Below are 22,952 nucleotides of genomic sequence, written 5' to 3' on the forward strand. Positions count from 1 at the left end.
TTGGGCGGTGCATGAATCCGCTAGCCGACAGAACGCCGGGGGGTCGGGTGACCGACCCCCGGCGAACGGCGTCCCGTCAGCGCGTCATGGTGGTCAGCGGCTCCCCCCGGTGGGCTGCCGCAGGTACGGGTCCTGCCCGGCCTTCGCGAAGCCGGCCACCGCCGCGGCGTTGTGGTTCATCGTCATGTCGCAGGTCGACGTCCGGCTGGTCATGCCGGCCGAGTTGAAGTAGATGGCTGCCTTGATCTTGGGGTGCGCCTTCAGCGCGGCCGGGAACTCCTGGAACCAGCGCTGCTTGGCGCCCGAGTCGGCGGCGTCGAAGTTCGTGCCGAACTCGGCGAGCATCCGCGGCTTGCCGGCGCCGATGCCGTTGTCGTCAAGCCAGCGGTAGAAACCGCCCACCGTCGTGCTCGGGCTCTTCCACACCGTGCTGCCGTTGCAGACGTGGAAGTTGTACGGGTCGTAGGCCACCCAGTCGACGTACTGGTCACCGGGGTACAAGCCGGCGTAGCGCGAGTAGTGGCCGGACCAGCCCATCATCGTCCAGACCCAGACCGCGTTGCTCGCGCCGGCCCTGGCGAACCGTTCGTGCACGTAGCGCCAGGCGCGGACGAAGTCGGCGTCACTGCCCTTGTTCGGCTCGTCCTCGGGCTCGTGGTCGAAGCCCATGAAGATCGGCACGCCGGCGGCGCGGATGCGGCCGGCGACAGCGTCGATGGTCTCGTCCTGCCGCCCGCTGTAGACATCGGACCACTTCAGGGTGGTGCCGGTGGAGAAGTTGCGGGACTCCCAGGCGAAGAACATCAGCCTGCCCTCGCGCATCTGCTGCTGCTCGTAGACGTCGGGGAAGGCGCCGTTGCTGCCGGTGTTGGAGAAGTCGTGGTAGCGGTGCACGATGTCGAACTTGCGGCCGACCTGCGCCTCCACGTCGGTGACGGCCTTGCCGTGGTCCCAGCCGCCGGCCGAACCGGCGGGCGAGTACATGCCCCACCAGGCGCCGCAGGAGGGGACGAGCTTGTCCGACACGGACCCGCACTTGCCCGGAAGGGCGCCGCTCGCGCTCGGGCTCGGCGTGCGGGTCGGGGAGACCGTGGGCGAGGGCTTCGGCGAGGCACTGGTCGGCGAGGCGCTCGGCGCGGGCGGCGGCGCGGGCCGGGTGGTCGACGGCGCCGACGGCCGGGACCCGAGGTCGTAGCTGATCACCAGGCTCGGGCGGAGGTCCGGGCTGCGGTTCTCGACCGACGCCCAGTAGATCCGGCTCTCCAGCCCGGCCTGGACCAGCGAGACCGTCCAGACCCCGTTGCCGGTGACCAGCTTGGAGACATCCCACTCGTTGAAGCCCTTGGACACACTGTCCACGCTGTCCAGCGCGTCACCGGCCGCGCCCAGGATCGGCCGCGCCTCGCGGGCGCTCAGCGGCGACGCGTGCGCCGTCACGGTCGCGGCGAATTTCTGCCAGGCGTGCATCCGCAGCGTCGCCCGGACGTTGACCGCGGCGGCCGGCACCGTGGTCACCTCGAATTCGACGACCGCCTGTCGACCACCGCGCGGGTTCCCGTCGCAGCGCGTCGCGCAGGTGGCCAACGTCGTCTTCGCGGAGTTGTCGCCGTCCTGCGACACCGCGGTCGCGGTGGTGTCCGCCACCGCCCGGATCGACAGATCGTCGTTGGCCAGCAGAGGCATCATGGTCGCCACGATGCCGGCCACCACCGATCCGCCGACCACGCCGATGGCGATCGCCTTGCGCCGGGGCCCGGAGCGGAGCCGGGTGATGCGGTGCAATCCGTGCCTGGTCAAGGAAACTCCCTGTGTCTGCGTCCGTAACGGTGAGCAGCGTATCGATGACCAGGGCAGGTCGTCGGAAGGACAGTTTTCCGTAAGCGCGTCTTAACCGTCAGCTAAGAAAGTCGGCTGAGGTCGCCTCCGCCAGCGCCCCGCGCATCGCCTCGACCGGGGCGCTCACGCCGGTGAACTGCTCGAACTGGCCGATCGCCTGCGCCAGCAGAAGGTCCAATCCGGACACCAGCCGCAGGCCGGCCGCAGCGGCGGAGGCGGCCAACGGCGTGGGCCACGGGTCGTAGATCGCGTCGAAGAGCACCGTCCCCGGCCGCCACGCCACCGCGTCGGCCAGCGGGTCGGCGACACCCTTCGGCACCGTGGAGACCGCCAGGTCGGCGGCGGAGAGGTGGCGCTGCGCGTCGGCCCAGCCGGCGGCGGTCAGCACGACACCCAGAGCGTCGGCTACCGGCCGCAGCTCGTCGATCGCCTCGGGTCGGCGGGCGACCACCGTCACCGCGGGGCAGCCCAGCCGCACGGCGGCGGCCAGCGCGGCGCGGGCCGTCCCGCCCGCGCCGAGCACCGTCACCGCGGCACCCGAGGCCACCCCGGCCGTGGTCAGCACCCGCACCATGCCGGCGACGTCGGTGTTGTCGGCGTACCAGGAACCGTCCGGGCGGCGTACCAACGTGTTGGCCGCGCCGACGGCGGCGGCGACCGGCGAGGCCTGCGCGGCCACGGCGAGTGCCGCCTCCTTGCCCGGCATCGTCACCGACAACCCGGCCCACTCCGGGCCCAGGCCGGCGACCAGATCCGGCAGCTCCGCCGCCGCGCACTCGATCCGGGTGTACGACCACCCGGTCAGCCCCGCGGCGGCGTAACCGGCGGTGTGGATCACCGGCGAGAGGGAGTGCGCGATGGGCTTGCCCAGCACAGCGGCCCTGCGGGTCACCTCGATCACCCCGCACCACCCAAGGCTCCTGCTGCCGTGTTCCGCATCACTTCGCGCCCTCCCGGGAGACTCGGATCGACAGTACCCAGCACGCAGGCCAGGCCACCAGAGAACCACGGCTGCGGACGACGCTCGCGGGCCGGAGCATCGCTTGACGGTCATCGATGGGAGTGAAAGCATTCCCGCGACGGTACGAGCGATCTGAAAATGGGGGGAACCTTGAACAAACGCATTCTGCGCGCCCTTATCGCAATTGCCGCGGTCTTCAGCCTCTCGCTGATGATCGGCGCGCCCGCCAAGGCGGACCCGGCGGCGGGCAGCTGGTCCGACAACCACCAGTTGTGCAATTCCAGCTCCTGCGTGCGCACCGGCAACATCGTCCGGCTCTGGCAGGCCATCATCTGGGCCGACGACCTGAGCGGCAGCGTCGGCACCAGCTTCATCGACGGGGAGTTCGGCTCCAACACCGCCGCCAAGACCCGGACCTGGCAGGACGTCATGAACATCGGCATCGACGGTTCGGTCGGCCCGCAGACCTGGGGCGAGGCGTACGGAGCGGTCAACCGGAACACCGGTTTCGACACCAGCACGCAGACCGGTTACTTCTACTACGGCTACAACCGCACGTTCGGGCTGCGTAAGCAGAACAGCAATGGCGTGTGGACTTTCCTGAACCCGCGCACCGGTTCCTGGACGGGCACGAGTCACTGACAATGGCGCCGTAACCGCGTCGCCGCGCACACGCCAAAAGGCTCCCTTCCCGACACGACCACAATTCTGGTCAGCGGGAGGGGAGCCTTTTGCAGGTCGACCGGGCCGGTCAGATGATGCCGGCCTCCCGGGCCTTCGCCTCGTTACGCTGATGCTGCTCGTACGTCTCGGCGAACTCGGAGTGGCCCTCCTTGTCGATCGCCACGAAGTAGAGCCACTTACCCGTCGGCGTGGCCATCGCCCCTTCCAGTGCCTGCTTCCCCGGGTTGTTGATCGGGGTGGGGATCATGCCGCGCAACTTGCGGTTGTACGGGTTCTTCGGGTCGTCCAGCTCGGCCGCCGTCATCTGCTTGGACGACTTGGTCGGCTTGCCGATCGACTCCAGGTAGTAGTTGACGGTGACGTCCATCTCCAGGCAGTTGCACGGGAACTCGCCGTACGCCCGGTTGTAGGCCACCCGGGCGACCTTGCCGAGGTCGTCCTTGTTGCCCGCCTCGGCCTGCGCCAGCGACGCCACGATCAGCGCCTCATATGGGCTGACCTTGCGTTCCTTCTGCACCCGGTCGGCGAACTTCATCTCACCGCTCACCGAGAGGAAGTTGTCCACCATCAGCTTGAGGATGCTCTCCGCGGTGGCCTTCGGCGGGATCTCGTACGTGTCCGGGTAGAGGAAGCCCTCGACGGACTTGACGATCTTCTTGCCGTCATCGCGCTTGAACCACCAGTCCGGGACGCCGAGCGCCTCCGGGTCCTTCGCGGCGGCCTCGAACTCCTTGACCGGAATCTTGGTCTTGTCGGAGAGCAGCTTGTAGATGTTCTTGGCGGTGCGGCCCTCGGGGATGGTGAGGCCGTTGACGATCTTGTTCTTCAGGTCGAGCATCGCGGTCACGGCGTTCGCACCGCTCATCTGCTTACGCAGCTTGTACGTGCCCGGCTGGATGTTCTTGGAGCGCGAGTTGGCCTCGGCCGCCTCGATGAACGCCTTCTGGCTCTTCACCACGTCGGCCGCGACGAGGGCGTCCGCCATGTCGGCGAGCAGCGCCCCGTTCTTGATCTCGACGGTGATCTCACCCGCCCCGGCGCCGTCGTAGTCGGGGGTGACGAAGTAGTTCTGGATCCGGTCGAAGCCGTAGAACGCGACACCGCCGATGCCGCCCAACAGGACCAGGGCCATCAACAACGCCAGGAATGTCTTGCCCCGGCCGCCACCGGACTTGCCGTTGCGCTTGCGGAAGCCGCGCCGGTGCCGGCCCTTCTCCCCCCGCTCCGGCTCGTCGAACCCAAGGTCCAGATCGTCGATCATTACGTCCGCCTCCGCTGCGCGTCCAGCCAGCTCTGCAGAATCTCCACCGCGGCCGCCTGGTCGACAACCGCACGTTGACGCTTACCTCGGACGCCACGCTCGGCAAGCCTACGAGAGGCGACCACTGTCGACATCCTCTCGTCAGTGAGCGTTACCGGGACGGGCGCTATCACATCGACCAGTCGGTCAGCGTACGCCTTCACGTGGACAGCCGCCGGGCCGTGTTTACCCGCGAGATTGACCGGAAGGCCGACGACAACCGCGACGGCCTCATGTTCGGCCACCAACGCGGCCAACTCGGCGAGGTCGCTCGGGACCGCGTCCGGCGCCGCGGTGAGGTCACGGGCGAGCGTGACCAGCGGCGTTGCCAGGATCCCGTCCGGATCCGAACGGGAGACGCCCACCCGCACCTGACCGACGTCGACACCCAGTCGCACACCGCGCGTCAATTCAGCCACCGACGGTCACCGCCGGGTGGCTACGAACCAGGGCGGGCCAAATGGCCCGCCCTGACCGAGAGTGATCGCTCATCACGCCTCAGTAATCGCCTTCTCGACGGTGAGCAGCAGGTTCGGCGCCTCGCCCGCCGGTAGACCGCCGCCCTGGGCGAGGTCGGGGCTGCCGCCACCGCGCCCGGAGAACGCCGCCTTCACCAGATCCGACGCCGCCAGGCCCCGACCACGGGCGGCGGCGTTGACCGCCACCACCAGGGACGCCTTGCCGTTCGACCGGGCCGCCACCGCGACGACCGCCGGCCGCGCAGGGTCGATCTTGCCGCGGATCTCCTGGGCCAGGGTTCGCACGTCGTTGCCGGCCGCACCCTCGGGCGCCTCGGTGCCCACGTACGCGACCCCGCGCACGTCCTTGGCCTGCGCGGCGAGCGCCGCCGCCCCGCCCAGCACCAACTGGGCGCGCAGCTTCTCCAGCTCCTTCTCCGCGTCCCGCAACTGTGTGACGGTCTGCTCCACCCGGTCGGCGACCTGGTCGTTGGGCACCCGGTACAGCTCGGCCAGCCGGGACACCAGCAGGTGCTCCTTGGCCAGGAAGCCGAAGGCGTCCATGCCGACCAGCGCCTCGACCCGGCGGACACCGGAACCGATCGACGACTCGGAGAGGATCTTCACGAGGCCGAGCTGCGCCGAACGGGCCACGTGCGTGCCGCCGCACAACTCCCGGGCGTAGTCACCCACCTCGACGACCCGGACCTCCTCGCCGTACTTCTCGCCGAAGAGCGCCATCGCGCCGATCCGCCGCGCCTCGTCCAGCGAGGTGATGAAGGCGTGCACCTCCAGGTCTGCCAGCAGCACCTCGTTGACCTGCTGCTCCACATCGCGCAGGACGCTCGGCGACACCCCGGTCGGGGTGTTGAAGTCGAACCGGAGCCGGCCGGGCGCGTTCAGCGACCCCGCCTGCGTGGCCGACTCGCCGAGGAAGTTCCGCATGGTCTGGTGCACCAGGTGGGTGGCGGTGTGCGACCGGGAGATCGCCCGACGCCGCGTCGTGTCGATCTCGGCGAAACCGGCCTCGCCGGCACGCACCTCACCCCGGATCACCCGGGCGCGGTGCACGATCAGGCCGGGCACCGGCTGCTGGACGTCGAGCACCTCGACCTGCCCGCCGCCAACGGTGATCATGCCCTGGTCGGGCTGCTGTCCACCGCCCTCGGCGTAGAACGGGGTCGTGTCGAGGACCAGCTCGATGGTGTCACCCTCGGTGGCCGCCTGACGCGGGCCGTCCGCGCCGAGCAGCGCCCGCACCGTGGACTCGCGGGACACCTCGCTGTAGCCGGTGAACGTCACCGGGCCACCCGCGTCGAGCACCGACCGGTACGCCGACAGGTCGACGTGGCCGGTCTTGCGGGCCTGCGCGTCAGCCTTCGCCCGGGTGCGCTGATCGGCCATCAGCCGGCGGAAACCCTCGTCGTCGACGGTGAGGCCCTGCTCCGCGGCGATCTCCAGGGTCAGGTCGATCGGGAAGCCGTACGTGTCGTGCAACTGGAACGCCTTCGCCCCGGACAGCGAGCTGCCACCCGCCGTGCGGGTCTCCGCGATCGCGGTGTCCAGGATCGTCGTGCCCGCCCGCAGGGTGGACAGGAACGCCTCCTCCTCCGCGTACGCGTAGTCCGCGATCCGGTCGAAGTCGGTCGCCAGCTCCGGGTACGACGGGGCCATGCAGTCGCGCGCCACCGGCAGCAACTCGGGCAGCGCCCGGTCCTGCCAACCGAGCAACCGGATCGACCGGATCGCCCGTCGCATGATCCGCCGCAGCACGTACCCACGGCCCTCGTTCGACGGGGTCACCCCGTCGCCGATCAGCATCAACGCCGTGCGCACGTGGTCCGCGATCACCCGCAACCGCACGTCGTCCGGGTGCGACTCACTCGCCACATGCCCCGAGTGCGCGCCGTACCGCTTGCCGGTCAGCTCCGCCGCCCGGGCCAGGATCGGACGGACCTCGTCGATCTCGTACAGGTTGTCGACACCCTGCAGGATCGAGGCCATCCGCTCCAGGCCCATGCCCGTGTCGATGTTCTTCGCCGGCAGGTCACCCAGGATCGGGTAGTCCTCCTTGGTCGTGCCCGGACCCCGCTCGAACTGCATGAACACGAGGTTCCAGTACTCCATGTACCGGTCCTCGTCGACCGCCGGGCCACCCTCACGGCCGTACTCCGGACCCCGGTCGTAGAACAGCTCCGACGACGGACCACACGGCCCGGGAATGCCCATCGACCAGAAGTTGTCCGCCTTGCCCCGACGCACGATCCGCTTCGCCGGCACCCCGACCGACCGCCAGATCTCGAACGCCTCGTCGTCGTCCAGGTAGATCGTCGGCCAGATCCGCTCCGGATCCAGCCCGTAACCACCCTCGGAGATCGGCTTCGTGGACAACTCCCACGCCAGCGGAATCGCCCCGGCCTTGAAGTAGTCACCGAAGGAGAAGTTGCCGTTCATCTGGAAGAACGTGCCGTGCCGACTGGTCTTGCCGACCTCGTCGATGTCCGGGGTGCGGATGCACTTCTGCACGCTGACCGCCCGCTGGTACGCGGGCGTCTGCTGACCCAGGAAATACGGCACGAACTGCACCATGCCGGCGTTGACGAACAACAGATTCGGGTCGCTGATGGCGGGCAGCGGAGCGGACGGCACCACAGCGTGGCCATTCGCCTCGAAATGCGCGAGGTACCGCCGCTTGATTTCCGCCGTCTTCATCGCTGGTGTTCCTCCGGAAAGATTTCTCGATCGCCGATTCGCGGGTCTTCCCGCAGGTCGGCGAACTTGTCATCGAACGCCTCGCCGTGGGCGAACGCGTAGTGGATCTCCTGCTCGCGTTCGGCCATCCCGACCCGGACGTCCTCCACGAAGTTACGCAGCGACTCGACCAGGCCGCCAGCGGATTCCGTCAGGGAGCTGGCAATTCCGGCCGGTGTGTACGCCTGCGCGGTCCGGGTCGCCTTGCGGACCACGATCACACCGACGGCCACCCCGATGCCGAGCCAGAACAAGCGCCTCATGTCCCGCTACCTCCTGGTGCGCCGGGCCGGTCAGCTGTTGCCGCGTCGCGCGGCCCGTCGCTGCTGCTTGATGGTGTCGCGGACCTCGCGCTCGGTCTCGGCATGCCGGCGGCCGGCGGCGGCCTTCCGCACGCCGTAGCCGAACGCGGCCACCTTGACCAGGGGGTTGGCGGCCGCGGCGGAGACGACGGTGGCCAGGTTGGCGACGTTGGCGGTGACGTTCTGCGCGTGGCTGGTCATCGTGTCGACCTTCGCCAGCTGGAGGTTCACGCCGTCGAGCGAGGTCTGCACCTGCTCCAGCGCAGTGTTGACGTTCTTCACCGTCGTGTTCACGTCGCCGAGCAGCGGCGCGGTCCGATCGTTGAGGTCGTTGATCATCCGGGTGGTGGCGTCAACCGTGTGCCGCAGCCGCAGGATGGGCAGCGTCAGGATGAGCACCAGCACCGCGAACGCGGATGCCGCGATCAGCGCCGCGATCGCTCCAAGTTCGCTCACGCCTGTCCTCCTCAAGCAGAAGTTCCGCAGGACCCGACGTCCCAGGAACGCACAACGATGGCACCCGTACCGGCCGCCACGTCGTCGGCGGTCACCGGTGGCGGGCGTGCCCGCCAGCCCCAGACCCTACCGTCCGTGATGGAGCCCGGCTCACGACGGTGAGGGTGTCAGCTCACCCAGCGGATCGCCGCTGACCGTCGGGTACGGATCCTCTCCGGTCAGTGACGGGTCGGTGGTCGGCTGTGGCCTGGTTCGCTCGTCGTCGATCGCGTTACGGACCTTCACCGACACCAACGAGCCGGTGCACTCGGTCGCAGCGGCCGACGGGTCGGTGGACGGCACGGCCGGCTCGCCGTCGACCGGCGGCGGCACACAGGTCGGCTCGCGTACCCACAGGTCGAGCGTCAACTCGTCGCGCCGCCAGCAGGTGTAGCTGCCCTTCGTCTCCTGCTCCGGGCAGCGGCTCACCTTCCACGGCTGCCAACCGTCCTGCCGCAACGCCTTCTCGTAGGCCTGTGCCGTCTCCGCCGGTGCCTTCTCGGAGGTGACGGTGCGTTCCCGCAGCCGGCAGTCGAGCAGACACCAGCGGCTGCCGCTGACGTCGTCGACGGTCTTGGCCGCCGCCCAACCCGGCACGTCGAGCTGGTCCAGGTTGTCGAAGACCGGATCACGGCTCAACGTCCGGAGGCCGAAGAAGAGCGGCACCGCGCCGAGCAGTACGACGCTGACCAGCACCAGCACCGCCGCACGCAGACGCCGCCGTTCACGCGACTCCCGATGCGCCTCGGAGCGGGCACCCGCCGGGTCGGCGTCTCCGGGCGAGTCGGCGGGACGAAGTGCGGGACCGCCGGACTGCTCCGGTACGGGCCGTTCCGCCGGCCCGGACGGGGTCGGCACCACGGCGGCGGCCCGCGCCACCCCGACGGGATCGCCGGGGCGGCCGGGCGGCGGCACCGGGGCGACGCCGCTCGGTTCGGCGCGGCCAGGCTCCCGGTTCGGGGGCAGGGCACGTCCGGCGGCACGGTCGGAGGGCGCGGGCCGGGCGATCGGCGGAACGCCCGCTCGTTCGTCGACGAGGGGTGGCTGCGCGGCGCCCGGTGGGCGGACGGCGGCCCGAGCCGGGCCGTCCGGACGCGCACGTGGCGGGCCGTCCGTACCCGGGGGCACCGCGACACGGGCGGCGCCTTCGGGACGCGCACCCGGTGGGCCGTCCACACCGGGGGGCACCGCGGCACGAGCCGGACCCTCCGGACGGGCGGCGCCGCGAGCCTCCGCACCGGGGCGGGGTGGGCCGTCGGTGCCGCCTCGGCCGACGCCCGGCGCGGGGGTGTCCCCCGGGCCGGGCCGGACCCGTCCGGGTGGGGCGGAGCGGGCAGCGCCACGAGCCGGTGCGGCGGGACCGCCGCCGGGCGCGGGGCGTCCCGCGACGTACGGTTCGTCGCCGCGGGACCCGGGTCGACCCGGACCAGCCGAGCCGTCGGGGCCGGACTCGGCCGCCGGACGACGTCGCCGACCGGTCGGATCGGCAGCTGGCGTCCCGTCCGGACCGGGCCCCGCCGCCGCACGACCACGTCGACCGGTCGGATCCGGCGGGGGCGCCGCAGCGCCTCGACCCCGGCCGGGTCGGTCGCCGGGAGACGGCGGATAGGGCAGAGCCTGCTCGCCGGTGGAACCTGACGCGTCCGGCCGGACGGCACGACGACCTGTCGTCGCCTCCGCTCCCGGGTCCGCCGGCGGGCCGGCGGGCCGGCGGGCCGGCCGGCGGGCGGCGGGGCGCTCCGCGGCCGGGTCCGGTACGCCGAGTCGACCGGCCGCGTGGTCGACAATGTCTCCCGTGTCGGCAGGTGGCGTGGCGCGCCGACCCGGCGGTGGCGGGGTGGCCCCCCGGCGGTTGACGACGGGCAGACCCGGGTCGGTGTGCGGCAGGCGACCGGCCTGGCGCAGCCAGTCGGCGGGCCTTTCCGGGCGGTCCACCCGGGGTTCGCCGCCGGTTGGCGTACGCCGCTCCGGTTCGTCGGGGGCGGCCCGACGGCGACCGGCGCCGTCAGCCGGGACGACGGTGGGCGTCGCGCCGCTGTGGCCGCCGGACGCCGCGGGCACCGGTGGGGCGTTACCCGAACGGGGCACCACCGGCTCGTCGGGTTCGGCGGCACGGCGACGGCCGCCGCCGGCGGGGCGGGCGGGCTCGGCGGCACGGCGGCCGGTGGGCTCCGGTGCGCCGGGGTCGACCGGGCCGGGCCGGCGCCGGGCGGTGCGTGGGTCGTGCTCGATGGCGGGGTCGGGGCGCGGGCCGTCGGCGGCCTGGGGGACGGCGCCCGTGGGCGCGCCGTCGAACCGAGCCGCGCCGGAAGCGGACGGCCCGGCCGCCCGGGCCGGATCGGGCGAGGGTCCGGCAGGCCGGCGACCGGCGGGCGCGCCGTCGGCCGTCGGGCGGGCGCGGCCGGGCTCGACGGGCTCCGGGCCCGGCCGACGGCCCGGCGGGGCGGCCTCCGGGCGGCGCAGCGGAGGCACGGCGTCCGGCTGTCCACCGGAGGCGTCGGGATCCGGGCGACGACCGGTCGGCACGGCGGCTTCGGGGCGGCGCCCCGTCGGGGCACCGGAGCTCGGAGGGCCCGCGGGTGGTCCGGAGGGAGCCGCCGCGGAGCGGGCACGGACGGGACCGCCGGGCGTGTCCGTGCTCGGGTGAGGGCCCGGCGGGCCGGCCGGGTCGCCGCCGACCGGACGGGCCGTGGGTGGTGACGGCGGTACGGCGGCGCGGGCCCCGGGGACCGGTTGCACACCGCGACGCGCCGGCTGGCCAGGGGCACCGGGGCCGGCAGCGGAGGGCCGCTCGTCCGGGCGGCGGGCCACCGGCGGCGCCTCCCCCGGCCAGGGGCCGTCGGTCGGCCGACGAGGGCCGGTGCCGTCCGGATCGCTCTGCCGCTGCACGGGCGGCCCCGGAGCCTCCGGCGGCGCCGGTACGCCTGCGCGCGGACCACCCGGCGCACCCCGCTGCGGCCCGGCCGGCGCACCCCCGGCGGGGCGGGTCGGCTCTGCCGGGGCACCGTCCGGGCCCAGTTCGGTGCGTTGCTGCTTGGCCGAGCGCAGGTCGTCGATCCAGCCGAATTCCTCGCCGGCGACGGGCTCCTCCGGCTCGGACTCCGCCGCCCGACCTCGACCCCAGCGACGCGCCTTGGCGCGGGGATCGCGCCGCTCGTCCGCGCCCTCGTCCGGGCGGTCCCCACCACGCGATCTCACTGTTGACCCTCTCCTGCGGCGTCGGTGCCGCTGTCCTGCATAGTGCCGGTGGCGCCCGCGCCCGTCGCCGGGCGACCACTCTCGCCGGCAAGCGCCGACGCGGTCTGCGCCGTTACGGGTGGCTCGACTGCCGGGGTGTCCGGGCGGGCGGCCGGGGCCGGCAGACCACGCACGATGCGGCGCAGCACGGGTAGCCGGCTGGCCACCGCCCGTTCCGCCCCGTGCGGACTGGGCTGGTAGTAGTCGGTGCCCACCAGGTCGTCCGGGACGTACTGCTGGGTGACCACGCCGCGCTGGTCGTCGTGCGGGTAGCGGTAACCGGTCCCGTGACCCAACCCCCGGGCTCCGGCGTAGTGCGCGTCGCGCAACCCGCGTGGCACGGAGCCGCCACGACCGGCCCGGACGTCGGCGATCGCGGCCCCGATGGCGGTGGTGGCCGAGTTCGACTTGGGGGCGGTGGCCAGGTGGATCACCGCCTGGGCCAGGTTGAGCTGTGCCTCGGGAAGCCCGACGTACTCGACCGCGTGCGCGGCAGCGGTGGCGACGCTCAGGGCCCCCGGATCGGCCATCCCCACGTCCTCGCTGGCGAAGATGACCAGGCGGCGGGCGATGAACCGGGCGTCCTCACCGGCGACCAGCATGCGCGCCAACCAGTGCACGGCGGCGTCCACGTCCGATCCGCGCATGCTCTTGATGAAGGCGCTGACGACGTCGTAGTGGGCGTCGCCGTCGCGGTCGTAACGCACCGCGGCCACGTCGACCGCCTGCTCGGCGGTGGCCAGGTCGATCCGGCCGGTGCCGAGCGCCGTGGCGGAGGCCGCCGCCGCCTCCAGCGCGGTGAGTGCCTTGCGGACGTCACCGGAGGCGAGCCGGACCAGGTGGTCCTCGGCCTCGGTGGTCAGTGTGAGCGCCGCGTCGAGGCCGCGCTTGTCGACGACCGCGCGTCGCAGCAGGCCCCGCACCGCCTCGTCGTCAAGCGGTTGCAGGGTGAGCAGCACGCACCGCGACAACAGCGGTGAGATGACCGAGAAGTACGGGTTCTCGGTGGTGGCCGCCAGCAACGTGACAGTACGGTCCTCGACGGCGGCGAGCAGCGAATCCTGTTGGGTCTTGCTGAACCGGTGCACCTCGTCGATGAAGAGCACGGTCTGCGGGCCGCCCGAGCGGCGCTGGCGGCGCGCCGTCTCGATCACCGCCCGCACGTCCTTCACGCCGGCGGAGAGCGCCGACATGGCGACGAAGCGGCGGTCGGTAGCTCCGGCCACCAGATGCGCGATGGTGGTCTTGCCGCTACCGGGCGGGCCCCAGAGGATCACCGACATCGGGGCGCCGCCGGAGACCAACTGCCGTAGCGGGGCCCCCGGGGCGAGCAGGTGATCCTGCCCGATCAGCTCGTCGAGGCTCGTGGGGCGCATGCGGACGGGCAGCGGTGAGTCGTCGGCCACCGCGGTGAAGCCGTCGACACCGGCGGGACCGTCGGGCGCGCTGCGCGACCCGGCGGGTTCACCGAGGGAGAAGAGGGCGTCGGACTCCATCACGAAGACAGTACCGGGCCGGGCCCACGACGCCGGAATCGCGCCGGGGGCCCGCCACCGGTGATCGGTTCCGGTCAGCCACGACCGGGGCGCCGACCCCGGTACCAGCGGCCGCCGCCACCGCCGCGCGGACCGCTGCCCACACCGCCGAGGTAGAGCGAGAGCAGGAGCAATCCGATGAGCATGAGGGTGTTCCAGTTGAACAGGTCGGGTGCTCCGAAGTTCGTGTCGAGCAGGTCGATCAGCAGCGCGAAGCCAAAGACGATGGCCGCGAGAATGGCGAGCATGTCGGTCCTCCGGTGGGGGTTCCCAGTAGGTCGGCGCGTGATGTACCCAATCGGTCGGCTCGCCAATCTCCATGGTGGATCGGGGCAACCCGGCGCGGGCGCTCCGCCCTCGACTCCTAGGCTGAGTCCATGATCAACGACGACCAGGTGCTGACGAACCGGAACGCCGTCCTGGACGCTGTCGGCCACCACCCGTTCGCCCGGCACGCGCTCGGGCGGGCCACGCCGACGGCCGCGTACCAGCGCGACGGCGCCGTGCTGTGGATGGTTCCGCCCGAGCACGGACCGGCCGGCTGCGCGATCGGCCCGGCCGAACCGGCGCTGGAGATCTGTGTCGCGCTCGCTGCCGACGGGATGCTGCGCCCGGGACAGCGACTGCACCTACCCCGCCACGATCGCGGTCTGCTGACCGGACGGCTCGCGGTGGCCGACCACAGTGACTGGGACTTCCACTGGACGACCACGGCACCGGCGGTCCAGCCGAACGAGCAGCCGGTGGTACGCCTCACCGACGCCGACCTTCCCGCACTCACGGCACTGGTCGACGAGGCGTTTCCCAGCAGCACCTCCCGCCCCGGCGACCCGAGGGTGGTCGACTGGTACGGCATCCGCGCCGGCGACCGCCTGGTGGCGTGCGGCGCCGACCGCAGCCAGGGCGACATCGGCTTCGTCGCCGGCCTGACCGTCGCCCCCGACCAGCGAGGACGCGGCCTGGGCGCGTCCCTGACCGCGGGCATGACCCGGGCGCTGCTGGCACGCCATGACACCGTCGGGCTCGGCGTCTACACGCACAACGTCGGAGCGGCCCGGCTCTACCGTCGACTCGGCTACACCTTCACCCTCCCGCTCAGCTCGATCCGCCTCGCCTGAGGTGCCGGCGACGTCTCGTCATCTGTCGGCGGGCACGGGTTCCACTGTCGGTTCCACGGCCGGGGCGGCCCGACGGCCGGCCAGCCAGGCGGGCAGGTAGAGCGGCGCGGCGACGGCCAACACCACAGCGCCGACCACCATCGCGGTGCTGACGCTGGCCGCGGCGGCGACAGCGGTCAGGACCACCCCGCCGAGCGCACCGGCCGGCTGCGCCATCATCGAGTTCAGCGACAGCACGCTGGTCCGGTACGGGCCGTCGACCTGCCGGTGCAGCAGACCACTGTGCAGCGGATTGGACGCGCCGTGCACGGCGTAGCAGGCCAGGTACGCCACGAGCACCCCGACCGGCCCGGCGAACAGACCCATCCCGACCACCGTCACGCCCTGGAGGATGCGCAGCAGAGCGGCCCCCGGAGCGGCGCCCAGCCAGCGCAACAGCAGCGGAGTCAGCGCCGCGCCCGCCGCCGAGGCGAGCCAGGCGGCCGAGTTCGCCGGTCCGAGCAGCGCGGCGGCACGTTCCGGATCACCGATCACCTCGGCGAGCCGGACCGGCAGCAACGACTCGAAGGTGACCATGCCGAAGCCCCAGAACAGCTCCACCGCCACCAGGGCCAGCAGCACCCGGGAGCGACGCAGCAGCCCGACCGCCTCGCCGATCATCCGGGGCGCCTGCACCACCGAGGACCGCAGCGCCGCGAGCCCGGTGGCCGGCCGCTCCTCGACCAGCAGCACCACCAACGCGACCAGAGCGATCACCTGCGCCAGAATGGCGGCGAGCACGGGCACCGTCAGCGCGCTGACCGGCCCGATCGGACCCAGCGCGATCAGACCGCCGCTGACCAGCGCGCCCCCGGCGATGGCCCCGCCGATGACGGTGCCGGCGTACCCCAGACCGCGCTCGTACTCCGCGTCCGGGTCGGCGGCCAACGTGGCATCGACGTACCAGGACTCCAGCGGGCCGCTGTCCAACGCCCGGTAGACGCCCTGCAGGGCCCAGACGATGAAGAACAGCACGAACGAGTCGGCCACCGCGAACAACGCCAGCGACGCCAGGTTGAGCACCCCGGCCGCGAGCAGCACCGGCCGGCGACCGAGCGCGTCGGCGAGCCCGCCCGTGGGCAACTCCAGCGCCAGCACCAGCAACCCCTGCGCGGTGCTGACCAGGCCGATCTGCGGCAACGACAGGCCGCGCTCGTGCATCAGCAGGATCATCACCGGGATCATCAGACCCGTGGGCAGCCACCGCAGGCCGTAGAGCGTGAGGTAACGACCCCGAACCTGGCGTACGGTCAGCGTGCTCACGGCGCCTCCTCAATTCGCGACTGCGGGGCTCGCAACCCCGGCTCACTCCTCGCGCTCACCGAGCCACCACCCGTTCGCGACTGCGGGGCTCGCAACCCCGGCTCACTCCTCGCGCTCACCGAGCCACCACCCGTTCGCGACTGCGGGGCTCGCAACCCCGGCTCACTCCTCGCGCTCACCGAAGGCCCTCGCTCAGCGGGTAACTGGCCAGGAAGACCTGCACCGGGCGGGCCTCCGGGTCTACGGGGTCGGCGTTGTCGGCCTCGCGGTGATACCGCTCCAACACCTTCCACACCTCCGCCTGAAGCTCCTCAAGCCGGGCCGCGGGGATGGTCATGAAGATGTCGCTCATGCCGAAGGCGTCCCGCCAGGCCGGCGACCACTCATGCTGGGTGGCGAACCAACGGTCGGCGGTCTCGGCGAGCAGCCGCACCTGGTCCCCCTGGATCCACTCGATCGCGGCCCGGGCGTCGGGGTCGTCGTCGAAGTCGGTCGCGTCCCAGTTGGTGACGTCGTGTGCCGCCTGCCACCAGCGCTGCCGGCCGCTGCCCCGGTCGGGATCCTCGACGACCAGCCCGACATCGGCGAGCTGGCGCAGGTGGTAACTGGTCGCGCCGGTGTTCGTGTCGAGCAGTTCCGCCAGGGTGGTGGCGGTGGCGGGGCCCTTCACGCGCAGGGCCCCGACCAGCCGCATCCGCAGCGGATGGGCCAGCACCCGGACCTGCCGTTTGTCGATCCGCACCTCACGCGGCGCCGGCCGCGCTGTCGCTTCGTCGTTCGCCATGAGTGCACACTATCTCTGCACACTTTCTATGCACAACTCCTGTGCAGAGAAAGTGTGCATCAGATTTCACGCTGCCAGAAGTTCGCGCACCCCGCGCAGACGCGTCCGCAGCAGGCCGGTGGCTCGGGCGGAGTCCAGGCGTACGTCGAGGGGTCGGGACAGTCCGAGGGCGGCCCCAGTAGTGGTCTTCAGCCCGGCCGGGTCCAGGCCGTACCGCTCGGCTACCAGCAGACCCAGCTCGGCCCGGCTCACCGCGTCCGGGCCGGCCACGTTGAGCAGCCCGGCGTACGACGAGGCGACCAGTTCCAGCACAGCGTCGGCCAGGTCGGTGACGTCGATCGGGCACCGCAGCTCATCGGAGAACAGGACCGCACGGCCGGCGAGCGCGTCCCGGCAGAGCTGGATCTGTTTGCTGCCCTCCCCCAGGATCAGCGAGGTACGCACCAGTGCCGCGCCGGGGTCGATCGCCCGCACGGCGGTCTCGGCCGCGGCCTTCGCGGCGCCGTACGCGTGCACCGGCGTCGGTGGTTCGTCGTCGGCGTACGGCGAGGGTCGGCCGGCGTGCAGGGCGTCGCTGGACACGTGCACCAGCCGGGCACCGGCCTCGGCGGCGGCGAGCGCCACGTGCGCGGCCCCGTCGGCGGTGACCACCCAGTCCCCGTACCGGTAGGGGGTCCCGACCACGGCGTCCGGCCGCACCTCGGCGACCAGCGCGCGCACGGCGGACCGGTCGGTCACGTCCAGCCGCCGTGCGTCAACCCCCGGCACCCCGATCAGACCGGAGTGGAACGTCCCCACGACCGACAGACCGGCGTCGACGGCCCGCGAACAGACCGCACGCCCCAGAAGGCCACTGCCCCCGACAACAAGCACTCGCACCCGAACCCACTCCCCCGCCAACGATCAAGAGGTTTGCGTCATCTCGCCGGGCGATGATGACGCAAACCTCTTGATCGACCAAGCAAAGGGCCGGGGCAGGGCGAGTCAGACCGGGTCGGCTACCGGGGCTGCTCCGCCGGCGGTGCCGGTGTGGGCGGTGGCGGGCGGCTTGGGCTTCGCGTCGATGCCGGCCTCGGTGCGCTGCTGGGCGGTGATCGGGGTCGGAGCGCTGGTCAGCGGGTCGAACCCACCACGGGTCTTCGGGAAGGCGATGACCTCACGGATGGAGTCGGCCCCGGCGAGCAGCATGCACACCCGGTCCCAGCCGAAGGCGATGCCGCCGTGCGGCGGGGCGCCGTACTTGAACGCCTCCAACAGGAACCCGAACTTGTCCTGCGCCTCCTCGGGCGTGATGCCGAGCAGGTCGAAGACCCGCTTCTGCACGTCACCCCGGTGGATACGGATCGACCCGCCGCCGATCTCGTTGCCGTTGCAGACGATGTCGTACGCGTACGCCAGGGCGCGGTCCGGAGCCTCCTCGAACCGGTCGACCCACTCGGCGTTCGGCGAGGTGAACGGGTGGTGCACGGCCGTCCAGCCGCCCGCCCGGCCGTTCTCCTGGTCGGAGGCCGGCTCGAACATCGGCGCGTCGACCACCCAGCAGAACGCCCAGGCGCTCTCGTCGATCAGGCCGGACCGCTTCGCGATCTCGACCCGGGCCGCGCCCAGCAGCTCCTGCGCCTCCCGGGTGGTGGCGCTGGCGGCGAAGAAGACCGCGTCGCCCGGCTTCGCGCCGACCGCGTCCGCGAGCCCGCCCAGGTGCTCGGCCGAGAGGTTCTTCGCCACCGGCCCGCGCGCCTCGCCGGTCTCGGCGTCCAGCACCACGTACGCCAGGCCCCGGGCGCCACGCGCCTTCGCCCAGTCCTGCCAGCCGTCCAGCTCCTTGCGGCTCTGCGCCGCGCCGCCCGGCATCACGACCGCGCCGACGTAGCCGCCCGCGTCGATCGCCCCGGCGAAGACCCGGAACTCGGTGCCGCGCAGATACTCGGTCAGCTCGGTCAGCTCGACGCCGTAGCGCAGGTCCGGCTTGTCGGAGCCGTACCGGGCCATCGCGTCGTGCCAGGTGATCCGCGGGATCGGCTGGCTGATCTCGTGCCCGGCCAGGTCCTTCCAGAGCGCGGACACGATCGCCTCGCCGAGGTCGATCACGTCGTCCTCGGTGACGAACGACATCTCGATGTCGAGCTGGGTGAACTCGGGCTGCCGGTCGGCCCGGAAGTCCTCGTCGCGGTAGCAGCGGGCGATCTGGTAGTACCGCTCCATGCCGCCGACCATCAGCAGCTGCTTGAACAGCTGCGGCGACTGCGGCAGCGCGTACCAGCTGCCCGGCTGAAGACGCACCGGGACCAGGAAGTCGCGGGCGCCCTCGGGGGTCGAGCGGGTCAGCGTCGGCGTCTCGATCTCCAGAAAGTCCCGCTCGTGCAGGACGCCCCGGGCGAGGTGGCTGGCGCGCGAGCGCAGCCGCATCGCGTTCGCCGGGCCGCTGCGGCGCAGGTCCAGGTAGCGGTACCGGAGCCGGATGTCGTCGCCGGCCTCGATCTGGTCGTCCACCGGCAGCGGCAGGGGGGCCGCCTCGGAGAGCACCTCCAACTCGGCGGCGGTCACCTCGACCTCGCCGGTGGGCAGCTCCGGGTTCTCGTTGCCGTCCGGCCGGCGGGTCACCTCGCCGACGACCTTCACGCAGAACTCGTTGCGCAGCGCGTGCGCGTCCTCCTCGCGGAACACCACCTGGACGACGCCGGAACCGTCGCGCAGGTCGACGAAGATGACCCCGCCGTGGTCGCGCCGGCGGGCCACCCACCCGGCGAGCGTCACCGTCGAGCCGGCGTCCGCGGCGCGCAGGCTTCCGGCATTGTGGGTACGGATCACGGCTGGCAACTCCTCATCGTGGAACAGTCCTCACCCGCATTCTGTCAGGGGTGGCCGTCCCACCTCCCGGGCACCCGCCAGGCCGGCGCGATTCGCAGGTGGGGCGGACCGGCGAACCCGGCTCGGCCGACGGCCCCGCCGGTTAACGTGGCGAAATGCGCGCCGTACCGAACTGGGCCGTCGCCACGGCGGCCGCCGCACCCCTGTTGCTGGTGACCGGCTGGACGGTCGCGGAGGCGCGGCAACCCGCCGGCTACGACCCCGTCCGGGACACCATCAGCGAGTTGGCCGGGCACGACGCCGCCGACGCCTGGATCATGATCACCTGCCTGGTACTGCTCGGCTGCTGCTACCTGGCCGTCGCCGCCGTGCTGCACGCGGCGGGGCTACCCAGTCGTTTCCTGCTCGCCGTCGGCGGGGTGGCGACCATCGCGCTGGTCGCGTTTCCCCGGCCCACGGTGGGTGGTTCGCTCAGCCACGGCATCGTGGCGACAGTGGCGGTCCTGGCCCTGGCCCTCTGGCCGGCCGGCTCGGCGCTGTGGTTGCCGCGCGGGCACGACACCGAGCACCCGAACCGACCCGAACCGCCGTGGGCGTTCCGCCGGGCCGTGGGACTGAGCGCCACCGTGGTGCTTCTCGCGCTCTTCGGCTGGTTCGCGTTCGAGGTGACCAGCGGGTCCCGCACCGGGCTCGCGGAGCGGGTGACGGCGGTGGCGGTCTCCCTGTGGCCCCTGTTGGCGATCCTCTCCGCCCGGCGGGCGCACCTGGCCTGGGTCGCCGGTGGCGTGACACCTGTCGGCACGGCTCCGGTCGCCGGTGTCGTACCCCCGGACCCCCTGCGGCCGGCGGACGGGCCGGACCGGCTCGCCTGAGCCGCCCCGCACAGACGGCGCGGGCCGCCGGAAACCTCCGGCGGCCCGCGGTCGGTGGTGCGATCAGAAGACGCTGACGCCGTAGCGGCTGAGCGCCTCGGTGACCGGCTGGAAGAAGGTCGTGCCGCCGGTGCGGCAGTTGCCACTACCACCGGAGGTGAGGCCCAGGGCGGTGGTGTTGGCGAACAGGGAGCCGCCGCTGTCGCCCGGCTCGGCGCAGACGTTGGTGCGGATCAGACCGGAGACCGAACCCTCGGCGTAGTTCACCGTGGCGTTGGTCGCCGTCACCGAGCCGCTACGCAGGCCGGTGGTGCTGCCGGAGCGCTGCACCGCCTGGCCGACGGACGCGTTGCCGGCTCCGGTGATGTCGCGGAAGCTGCCGTTGTAGAGCGAGACGTTGCCGGCCGCGTTGGCCGAGTTGTTGTGCCGCACGATGCCGTAGTCGTTACCCGGGAAGCTGGTGCCGGTACGGCTGCCGAGCAGCGCGGTCTGGGCGGAGTTCGAGTACCAGCTGGCCGAGATGTTGGTGCAGTGCCCGGCCGTCAGGAACGAGTAGGTGCTGCCACTGCGCACGTTGAAGCCGAGCGAGCAGCGCCCGCCCCCGCCGGCGTAGATGGCCTGACCGCCGGAGATCCGGGTGCTCAGCACGCCGGCCTCGGCTTCGACCCGGACCGCGCCGTTGGCCCGCGCGGCGGCGGCCTTGACCCGCTCCAGCTTCGCCCCGGTGACGGTGCTGTCCACGGAGACGACGACCTGGTTGGTGACCGGGTCACTCCACCAGGCGGTGCCCGGGATCTTGGCGGAGCGCTCCAGGTCGGCGGTGGCCCGGTTGAGCTCGGCGGCACCGCGGGTGACGTAGCGGACGACGGCGCCGGCCTTGCTCGCCTTGCTGGCGGCGGCGGCGTCGGTCACCGTGACGACGGACTTGCCGCTGGCGTCGATGTACGAGCCGGCCGAGCGGTCGCCGAGTTCCGCGGAGAGCGCGGCGGCGGCGTCCGGCGAGGCGGCGGGAGCGGCCTGGGCGGGTGCGCCGATGAGCGCGCCGACGACCAGGGATCCGGACACGGCGACTGTGGCCGCGACGCGGAACGAGGACCTCGTGGGTCGCATGTAACAAACCTCCTGGGCGGGGGAGCGGGTCTCGTCGTGGGGGACGGTTGACCCGAGGGCAACCCGGCCGATCTGCGAAAACCGGCTGGGTGAACTGAAGTATTCACATACTTAAGATCATTGACAAGGCTTGAATTCGCCCGAATTTGCCGATCTTGGTCGGCCATCACGACGCAACACCACTGACTCGCTGGTGAACAACCACCGTCACACCGATGTCGATTTTCGTGCGCACGATCATCGATGTCCGGCAGACGTTCCGCAGAAGGCGTCGAGTCGCCTCAGGGAGTACGGCGGCGGGCCCCGGGGCCCGGGCGCGATACGACGTCGCGCATCCGCGCCACGTCGTGCCCGTCGGCGCACCGCAACTCGACGCGTACCGGGGCACCGCAGTCACGGTGCGCGACGGTGAGCGGCGGCCCCTCCGGGTCGGCGAGGTGCCGGTCGCCCCATCCGAGCACGGCGACCAGCACCGGCCAGAGGTCCAGGCCCTTCTCCGTCAGCCGGTACTCGTGGCGCACGCGACTGCCCGGCTCCCGGTACGGCTCACGGCTCAGCACGCCCTGCTCGACGAGAGTGGCCAGCCGGTTGGTCAGCACCTGACGCGGGATGCCGGTGCGCACCCGCATGTCGTCGAAGCGGCGTACGCCGGTGAACACCTCCCGGAGCACCACAAGGGTCCACCGCTCGCCGAGGATCTCCATCGCGCGGGCGATGGTGCAGTTGTCCACCGACCAGTCCAGTGCCGCGGGTCGCATCCGCTCAGGCTAGGTCTCGTTGACAGACTCAGCAACCGCTGCCAGGCTGCGTCCATGACGCAGACGCAGGAACCGGGGCGCAGCCGCACCTTCAGCTGGGCGGACCCGGCGGCCAACGCCGCCCAGGTCGGTCGACGCAGCGGCATCGACATGCTCCGCGCGATGATCGCCGGCGAACTGGCCGCGCCGCCGGTGATGCACCTTCTCGACATGACCCGGATGCAGGCCGACGAGGGGCGGGTCAGCGTCGAGCTGACCCCGCAGGAGTTCCACTACAACCCCCTCGGCACCGTCCACGGTGGCGTGCTCTCGACAGTGCTGGACACCGCCGCCGGGTGTGCCGTGCACACCACCCTGCCGGCCGGCGTCGGCTACACGTCGCTGGACCTCAACGTGAAGTTCCTCCGCGCGGTCACGGTCGACAGCGGCACCCTGCGCTGCGAGGGCACGGTGCTGCAACGCGGCCGTCGCACGGCCCTGGCCGAAGCCCGCATCACCGACGCGAACGACCGCCTGATAGCCCACGCCACCAGCACCTGCCTCCTCCTCCCCCAACCCTGACCCCGCTCCCTCTCCCCCCTCCCCCCGCGCTCTCTGCGTCGATCATGAAGTTATTGCCCTGACACGCCGGTGCGAGTGGC

The 22,952-nt window shown here is 72.1% G+C and carries 20 protein-coding genes; 4 read left to right on the forward strand and 16 right to left on the reverse strand.

Annotation, left to right across the window (positions count from 1 at the left end):
• Positions 1-93 precede the first annotated feature (93 nt).
• Positions 94-1,797: a glycoside hydrolase gene (locus O3438_RS11110; protein ID WP_269679890.1), complete on the reverse strand. Its 1,704-nt coding sequence runs from the start codon at positions 1,795-1,797 to the stop codon at positions 94-96.
• A gap of 97 nt (positions 1,798-1,894) precedes the next feature.
• On the reverse strand, positions 1,895-2,710 hold the full coding sequence (locus tag O3438_RS11115; RefSeq protein WP_442929719.1) for a shikimate dehydrogenase: 816 nt from the start codon (positions 2,708-2,710) through the stop codon (positions 1,895-1,897).
• A gap of 297 nt (positions 2,711-3,007) precedes the next feature.
• On the opposite strand from O3438_RS11115, the gene O3438_RS11120 reads away from it, so the two are divergent.
• Positions 3,008-3,439 (forward strand): peptidoglycan-binding domain-containing protein, encoded by a 432-nt coding sequence (locus O3438_RS11120; RefSeq protein ID WP_269679891.1) that lies wholly within the window; start codon positions 3,008-3,010, stop codon positions 3,437-3,439.
• 109 nt (positions 3,440-3,548) lie between these two features.
• On the opposite strand, the gene mltG is transcribed toward O3438_RS11120, so the two are convergent.
• From mltG to O3438_RS11160, 8 genes are all read right to left on the reverse strand, one after another.
• Complete coding sequence (gene mltG, locus O3438_RS11125) at positions 3,549-4,742, reverse strand: endolytic transglycosylase MltG (RefSeq protein WP_269679892.1); 1,194 nt, start codon at positions 4,740-4,742, stop codon at positions 3,549-3,551.
• Entirely contained in the window at positions 4,742-5,200 is a 459-nt protein-coding gene (ruvX, locus tag O3438_RS11130) for a Holliday junction resolvase RuvX (RefSeq protein ID WP_145783805.1), read from the reverse strand. Before ruvX ends, mltG begins: the two co-directional genes overlap by 1 nt.
• A gap of 72 nt (positions 5,201-5,272) precedes the next feature.
• Positions 5,273-7,951, reverse strand: a complete 2,679-nt coding sequence (gene alaS, locus O3438_RS11135) for an alanine--tRNA ligase (RefSeq protein WP_269679893.1) — start codon at positions 7,949-7,951, stop codon at positions 5,273-5,275.
• Entirely contained in the window at positions 7,948-8,253 is a 306-nt protein-coding gene (locus O3438_RS11140; protein WP_269679894.1) for a hypothetical protein, read from the reverse strand. The genes alaS and O3438_RS11140 overlap by 4 nt, the downstream gene beginning before the upstream one ends.
• A 30-nt stretch (positions 8,254-8,283) precedes the next feature.
• Positions 8,284-8,748, reverse strand: a complete 465-nt coding sequence (locus O3438_RS11145) for a DUF948 domain-containing protein (RefSeq protein WP_088990339.1) — start codon at positions 8,746-8,748, stop codon at positions 8,284-8,286.
• A gap of 150 nt (positions 8,749-8,898) precedes the next feature.
• Positions 8,899-9,648 (reverse strand): hypothetical protein, encoded by a 750-nt coding sequence (locus tag O3438_RS11150; protein ID WP_442929721.1) that lies wholly within the window; start codon positions 9,646-9,648, stop codon positions 8,899-8,901.
• 2,333 nt (positions 9,649-11,981) lie between these two features.
• Positions 11,982-13,520, reverse strand: a complete 1,539-nt coding sequence (locus O3438_RS11155) for a replication-associated recombination protein A (protein ID WP_269679895.1) — start codon at positions 13,518-13,520, stop codon at positions 11,982-11,984.
• A 74-nt stretch (positions 13,521-13,594) separates the two neighbouring features.
• A complete protein-coding gene (locus O3438_RS11160) occupies positions 13,595-13,807 on the reverse strand; it encodes a hypothetical protein (protein WP_269679896.1) in 213 nt (70 codons plus the stop codon).
• Positions 13,808-13,936: 129 nt separating this feature from the next.
• On the opposite strand from O3438_RS11160, the gene O3438_RS11165 reads away from it, so the two are divergent.
• On the forward strand, positions 13,937-14,677 hold the full coding sequence (locus O3438_RS11165; RefSeq protein ID WP_269679897.1) for a GNAT family N-acetyltransferase: 741 nt from the start codon (positions 13,937-13,939) through the stop codon (positions 14,675-14,677).
• Positions 14,678-14,695: 18 nt separating this feature from the next.
• Here the strand turns inward: O3438_RS11165 and O3438_RS11170 are convergent, their stop codons facing one another.
• From O3438_RS11170 to aspS, 4 genes are all read right to left on the reverse strand, one after another.
• Positions 14,696-15,979, reverse strand: a complete 1,284-nt coding sequence (locus O3438_RS11170) for an MFS transporter (protein WP_269679898.1) — start codon at positions 15,977-15,979, stop codon at positions 14,696-14,698.
• A gap of 175 nt (positions 15,980-16,154) precedes the next feature.
• Positions 16,155-16,763, reverse strand: a complete 609-nt coding sequence (locus tag O3438_RS11175; protein ID WP_269679899.1) for a winged helix-turn-helix domain-containing protein — start codon at positions 16,761-16,763, stop codon at positions 16,155-16,157.
• Between the two features lie 66 nt (positions 16,764-16,829).
• Positions 16,830-17,642, reverse strand: a complete 813-nt coding sequence (locus O3438_RS11180; RefSeq protein WP_269679900.1) for a sugar nucleotide-binding protein — start codon at positions 17,640-17,642, stop codon at positions 16,830-16,832.
• Positions 17,643-17,747: 105 nt separating this feature from the next.
• Entirely contained in the window at positions 17,748-19,571 is a 1,824-nt protein-coding gene (gene aspS / locus O3438_RS11185) for an aspartate--tRNA ligase (RefSeq protein ID WP_269679901.1), read from the reverse strand.
• 155 nt (positions 19,572-19,726) lie between these two features.
• On the opposite strand from aspS, the gene O3438_RS11190 reads away from it, so the two are divergent.
• Positions 19,727-20,443, forward strand: a complete 717-nt coding sequence (locus tag O3438_RS11190) for a DUF998 domain-containing protein (RefSeq protein WP_269679902.1) — start codon at positions 19,727-19,729, stop codon at positions 20,441-20,443.
• Between the two features lie 63 nt (positions 20,444-20,506).
• Here O3438_RS11190 and O3438_RS11195 read toward each other — a convergent pair whose 3' ends face one another.
• Together O3438_RS11195 and O3438_RS11200 are read right to left on the reverse strand one after the other, a co-directional pair.
• The gene (locus O3438_RS11195) at positions 20,507-21,553 is read right to left on the reverse strand and encodes a S1 family peptidase (protein WP_269679903.1); all 1,047 of its coding nucleotides are present in this window, start codon (positions 21,551-21,553) and stop codon (positions 20,507-20,509) included.
• A 281-nt stretch (positions 21,554-21,834) separates the two neighbouring features.
• On the reverse strand, positions 21,835-22,311 hold the full coding sequence (locus O3438_RS11200) for a winged helix-turn-helix transcriptional regulator (RefSeq protein ID WP_269679904.1): 477 nt from the start codon (positions 22,309-22,311) through the stop codon (positions 21,835-21,837).
• A 54-nt stretch (positions 22,312-22,365) separates the two neighbouring features.
• Here O3438_RS11200 and O3438_RS11205 point away from each other — a divergent pair, with 54 nt between their 5' ends.
• Complete coding sequence (locus O3438_RS11205; RefSeq protein ID WP_269679905.1) at positions 22,366-22,872, forward strand: PaaI family thioesterase; 507 nt, start codon at positions 22,366-22,368, stop codon at positions 22,870-22,872.
• Positions 22,873-22,952: the final 80 nt, after the last annotated feature.

The organism is Micromonospora sp. WMMC250, from assembly GCF_027460215.1.
Lineage (GTDB): Bacteria > Actinomycetota > Actinomycetes > Mycobacteriales > Micromonosporaceae > Micromonospora > Micromonospora taraxaci.

Bases quoted from the DNA above. Each gene is read 5' to 3' on its own strand.
- O3438_RS11155 (WP_269679895.1), bottom strand. From the start codon at position 13,520: ATGGAGTCCGACGCCCTCTTCTCCCTCGGTGAACCCGCCGGGTCGCGC.
- O3438_RS11165 (WP_269679897.1), top strand. From the start codon at position 13,937: ATGATCAACGACGACCAGGTGCTGACGAACCGGAACGCCGTCCTGGAC.
- O3438_RS11120 (WP_269679891.1), top strand. From the start codon at position 3,008: ATGATCGGCGCGCCCGCCAAGGCGGACCCGGCGGCGGGCAGCTGGTCC.
- O3438_RS11160 (WP_269679896.1), bottom strand. From the start codon at position 13,807: ATGCTCGCCATTCTCGCGGCCATCGTCTTTGGCTTCGCGCTGCTGATC.
- mltG (WP_269679892.1), bottom strand. From the start codon at position 4,742: ATGATCGACGATCTGGACCTTGGGTTCGACGAGCCGGAGCGGGGGGAG.
- alaS (WP_269679893.1), bottom strand. From the start codon at position 7,951: ATGAAGACGGCGGAAATCAAGCGGCGGTACCTCGCGCATTTCGAGGCG.
- O3438_RS11190 (WP_269679902.1), top strand. From the start codon at position 19,727: ATGCGCGCCGTACCGAACTGGGCCGTCGCCACGGCGGCCGCCGCACCC.
- O3438_RS11195 (WP_269679903.1), bottom strand. From the start codon at position 21,553: ATGCGACCCACGAGGTCCTCGTTCCGCGTCGCGGCCACAGTCGCCGTG.
- O3438_RS11140 (WP_269679894.1), bottom strand. From the start codon at position 8,253: ATGAGGCGCTTGTTCTGGCTCGGCATCGGGGTGGCCGTCGGTGTGATC.
- O3438_RS11175 (WP_269679899.1), bottom strand. From the start codon at position 16,763: ATGGCGAACGACGAAGCGACAGCGCGGCCGGCGCCGCGTGAGGTGCGG.
- O3438_RS11200 (WP_269679904.1), bottom strand. From the start codon at position 22,311: ATGCGACCCGCGGCACTGGACTGGTCGGTGGACAACTGCACCATCGCC.
- O3438_RS11205 (WP_269679905.1), top strand. From the start codon at position 22,366: ATGACGCAGACGCAGGAACCGGGGCGCAGCCGCACCTTCAGCTGGGCG.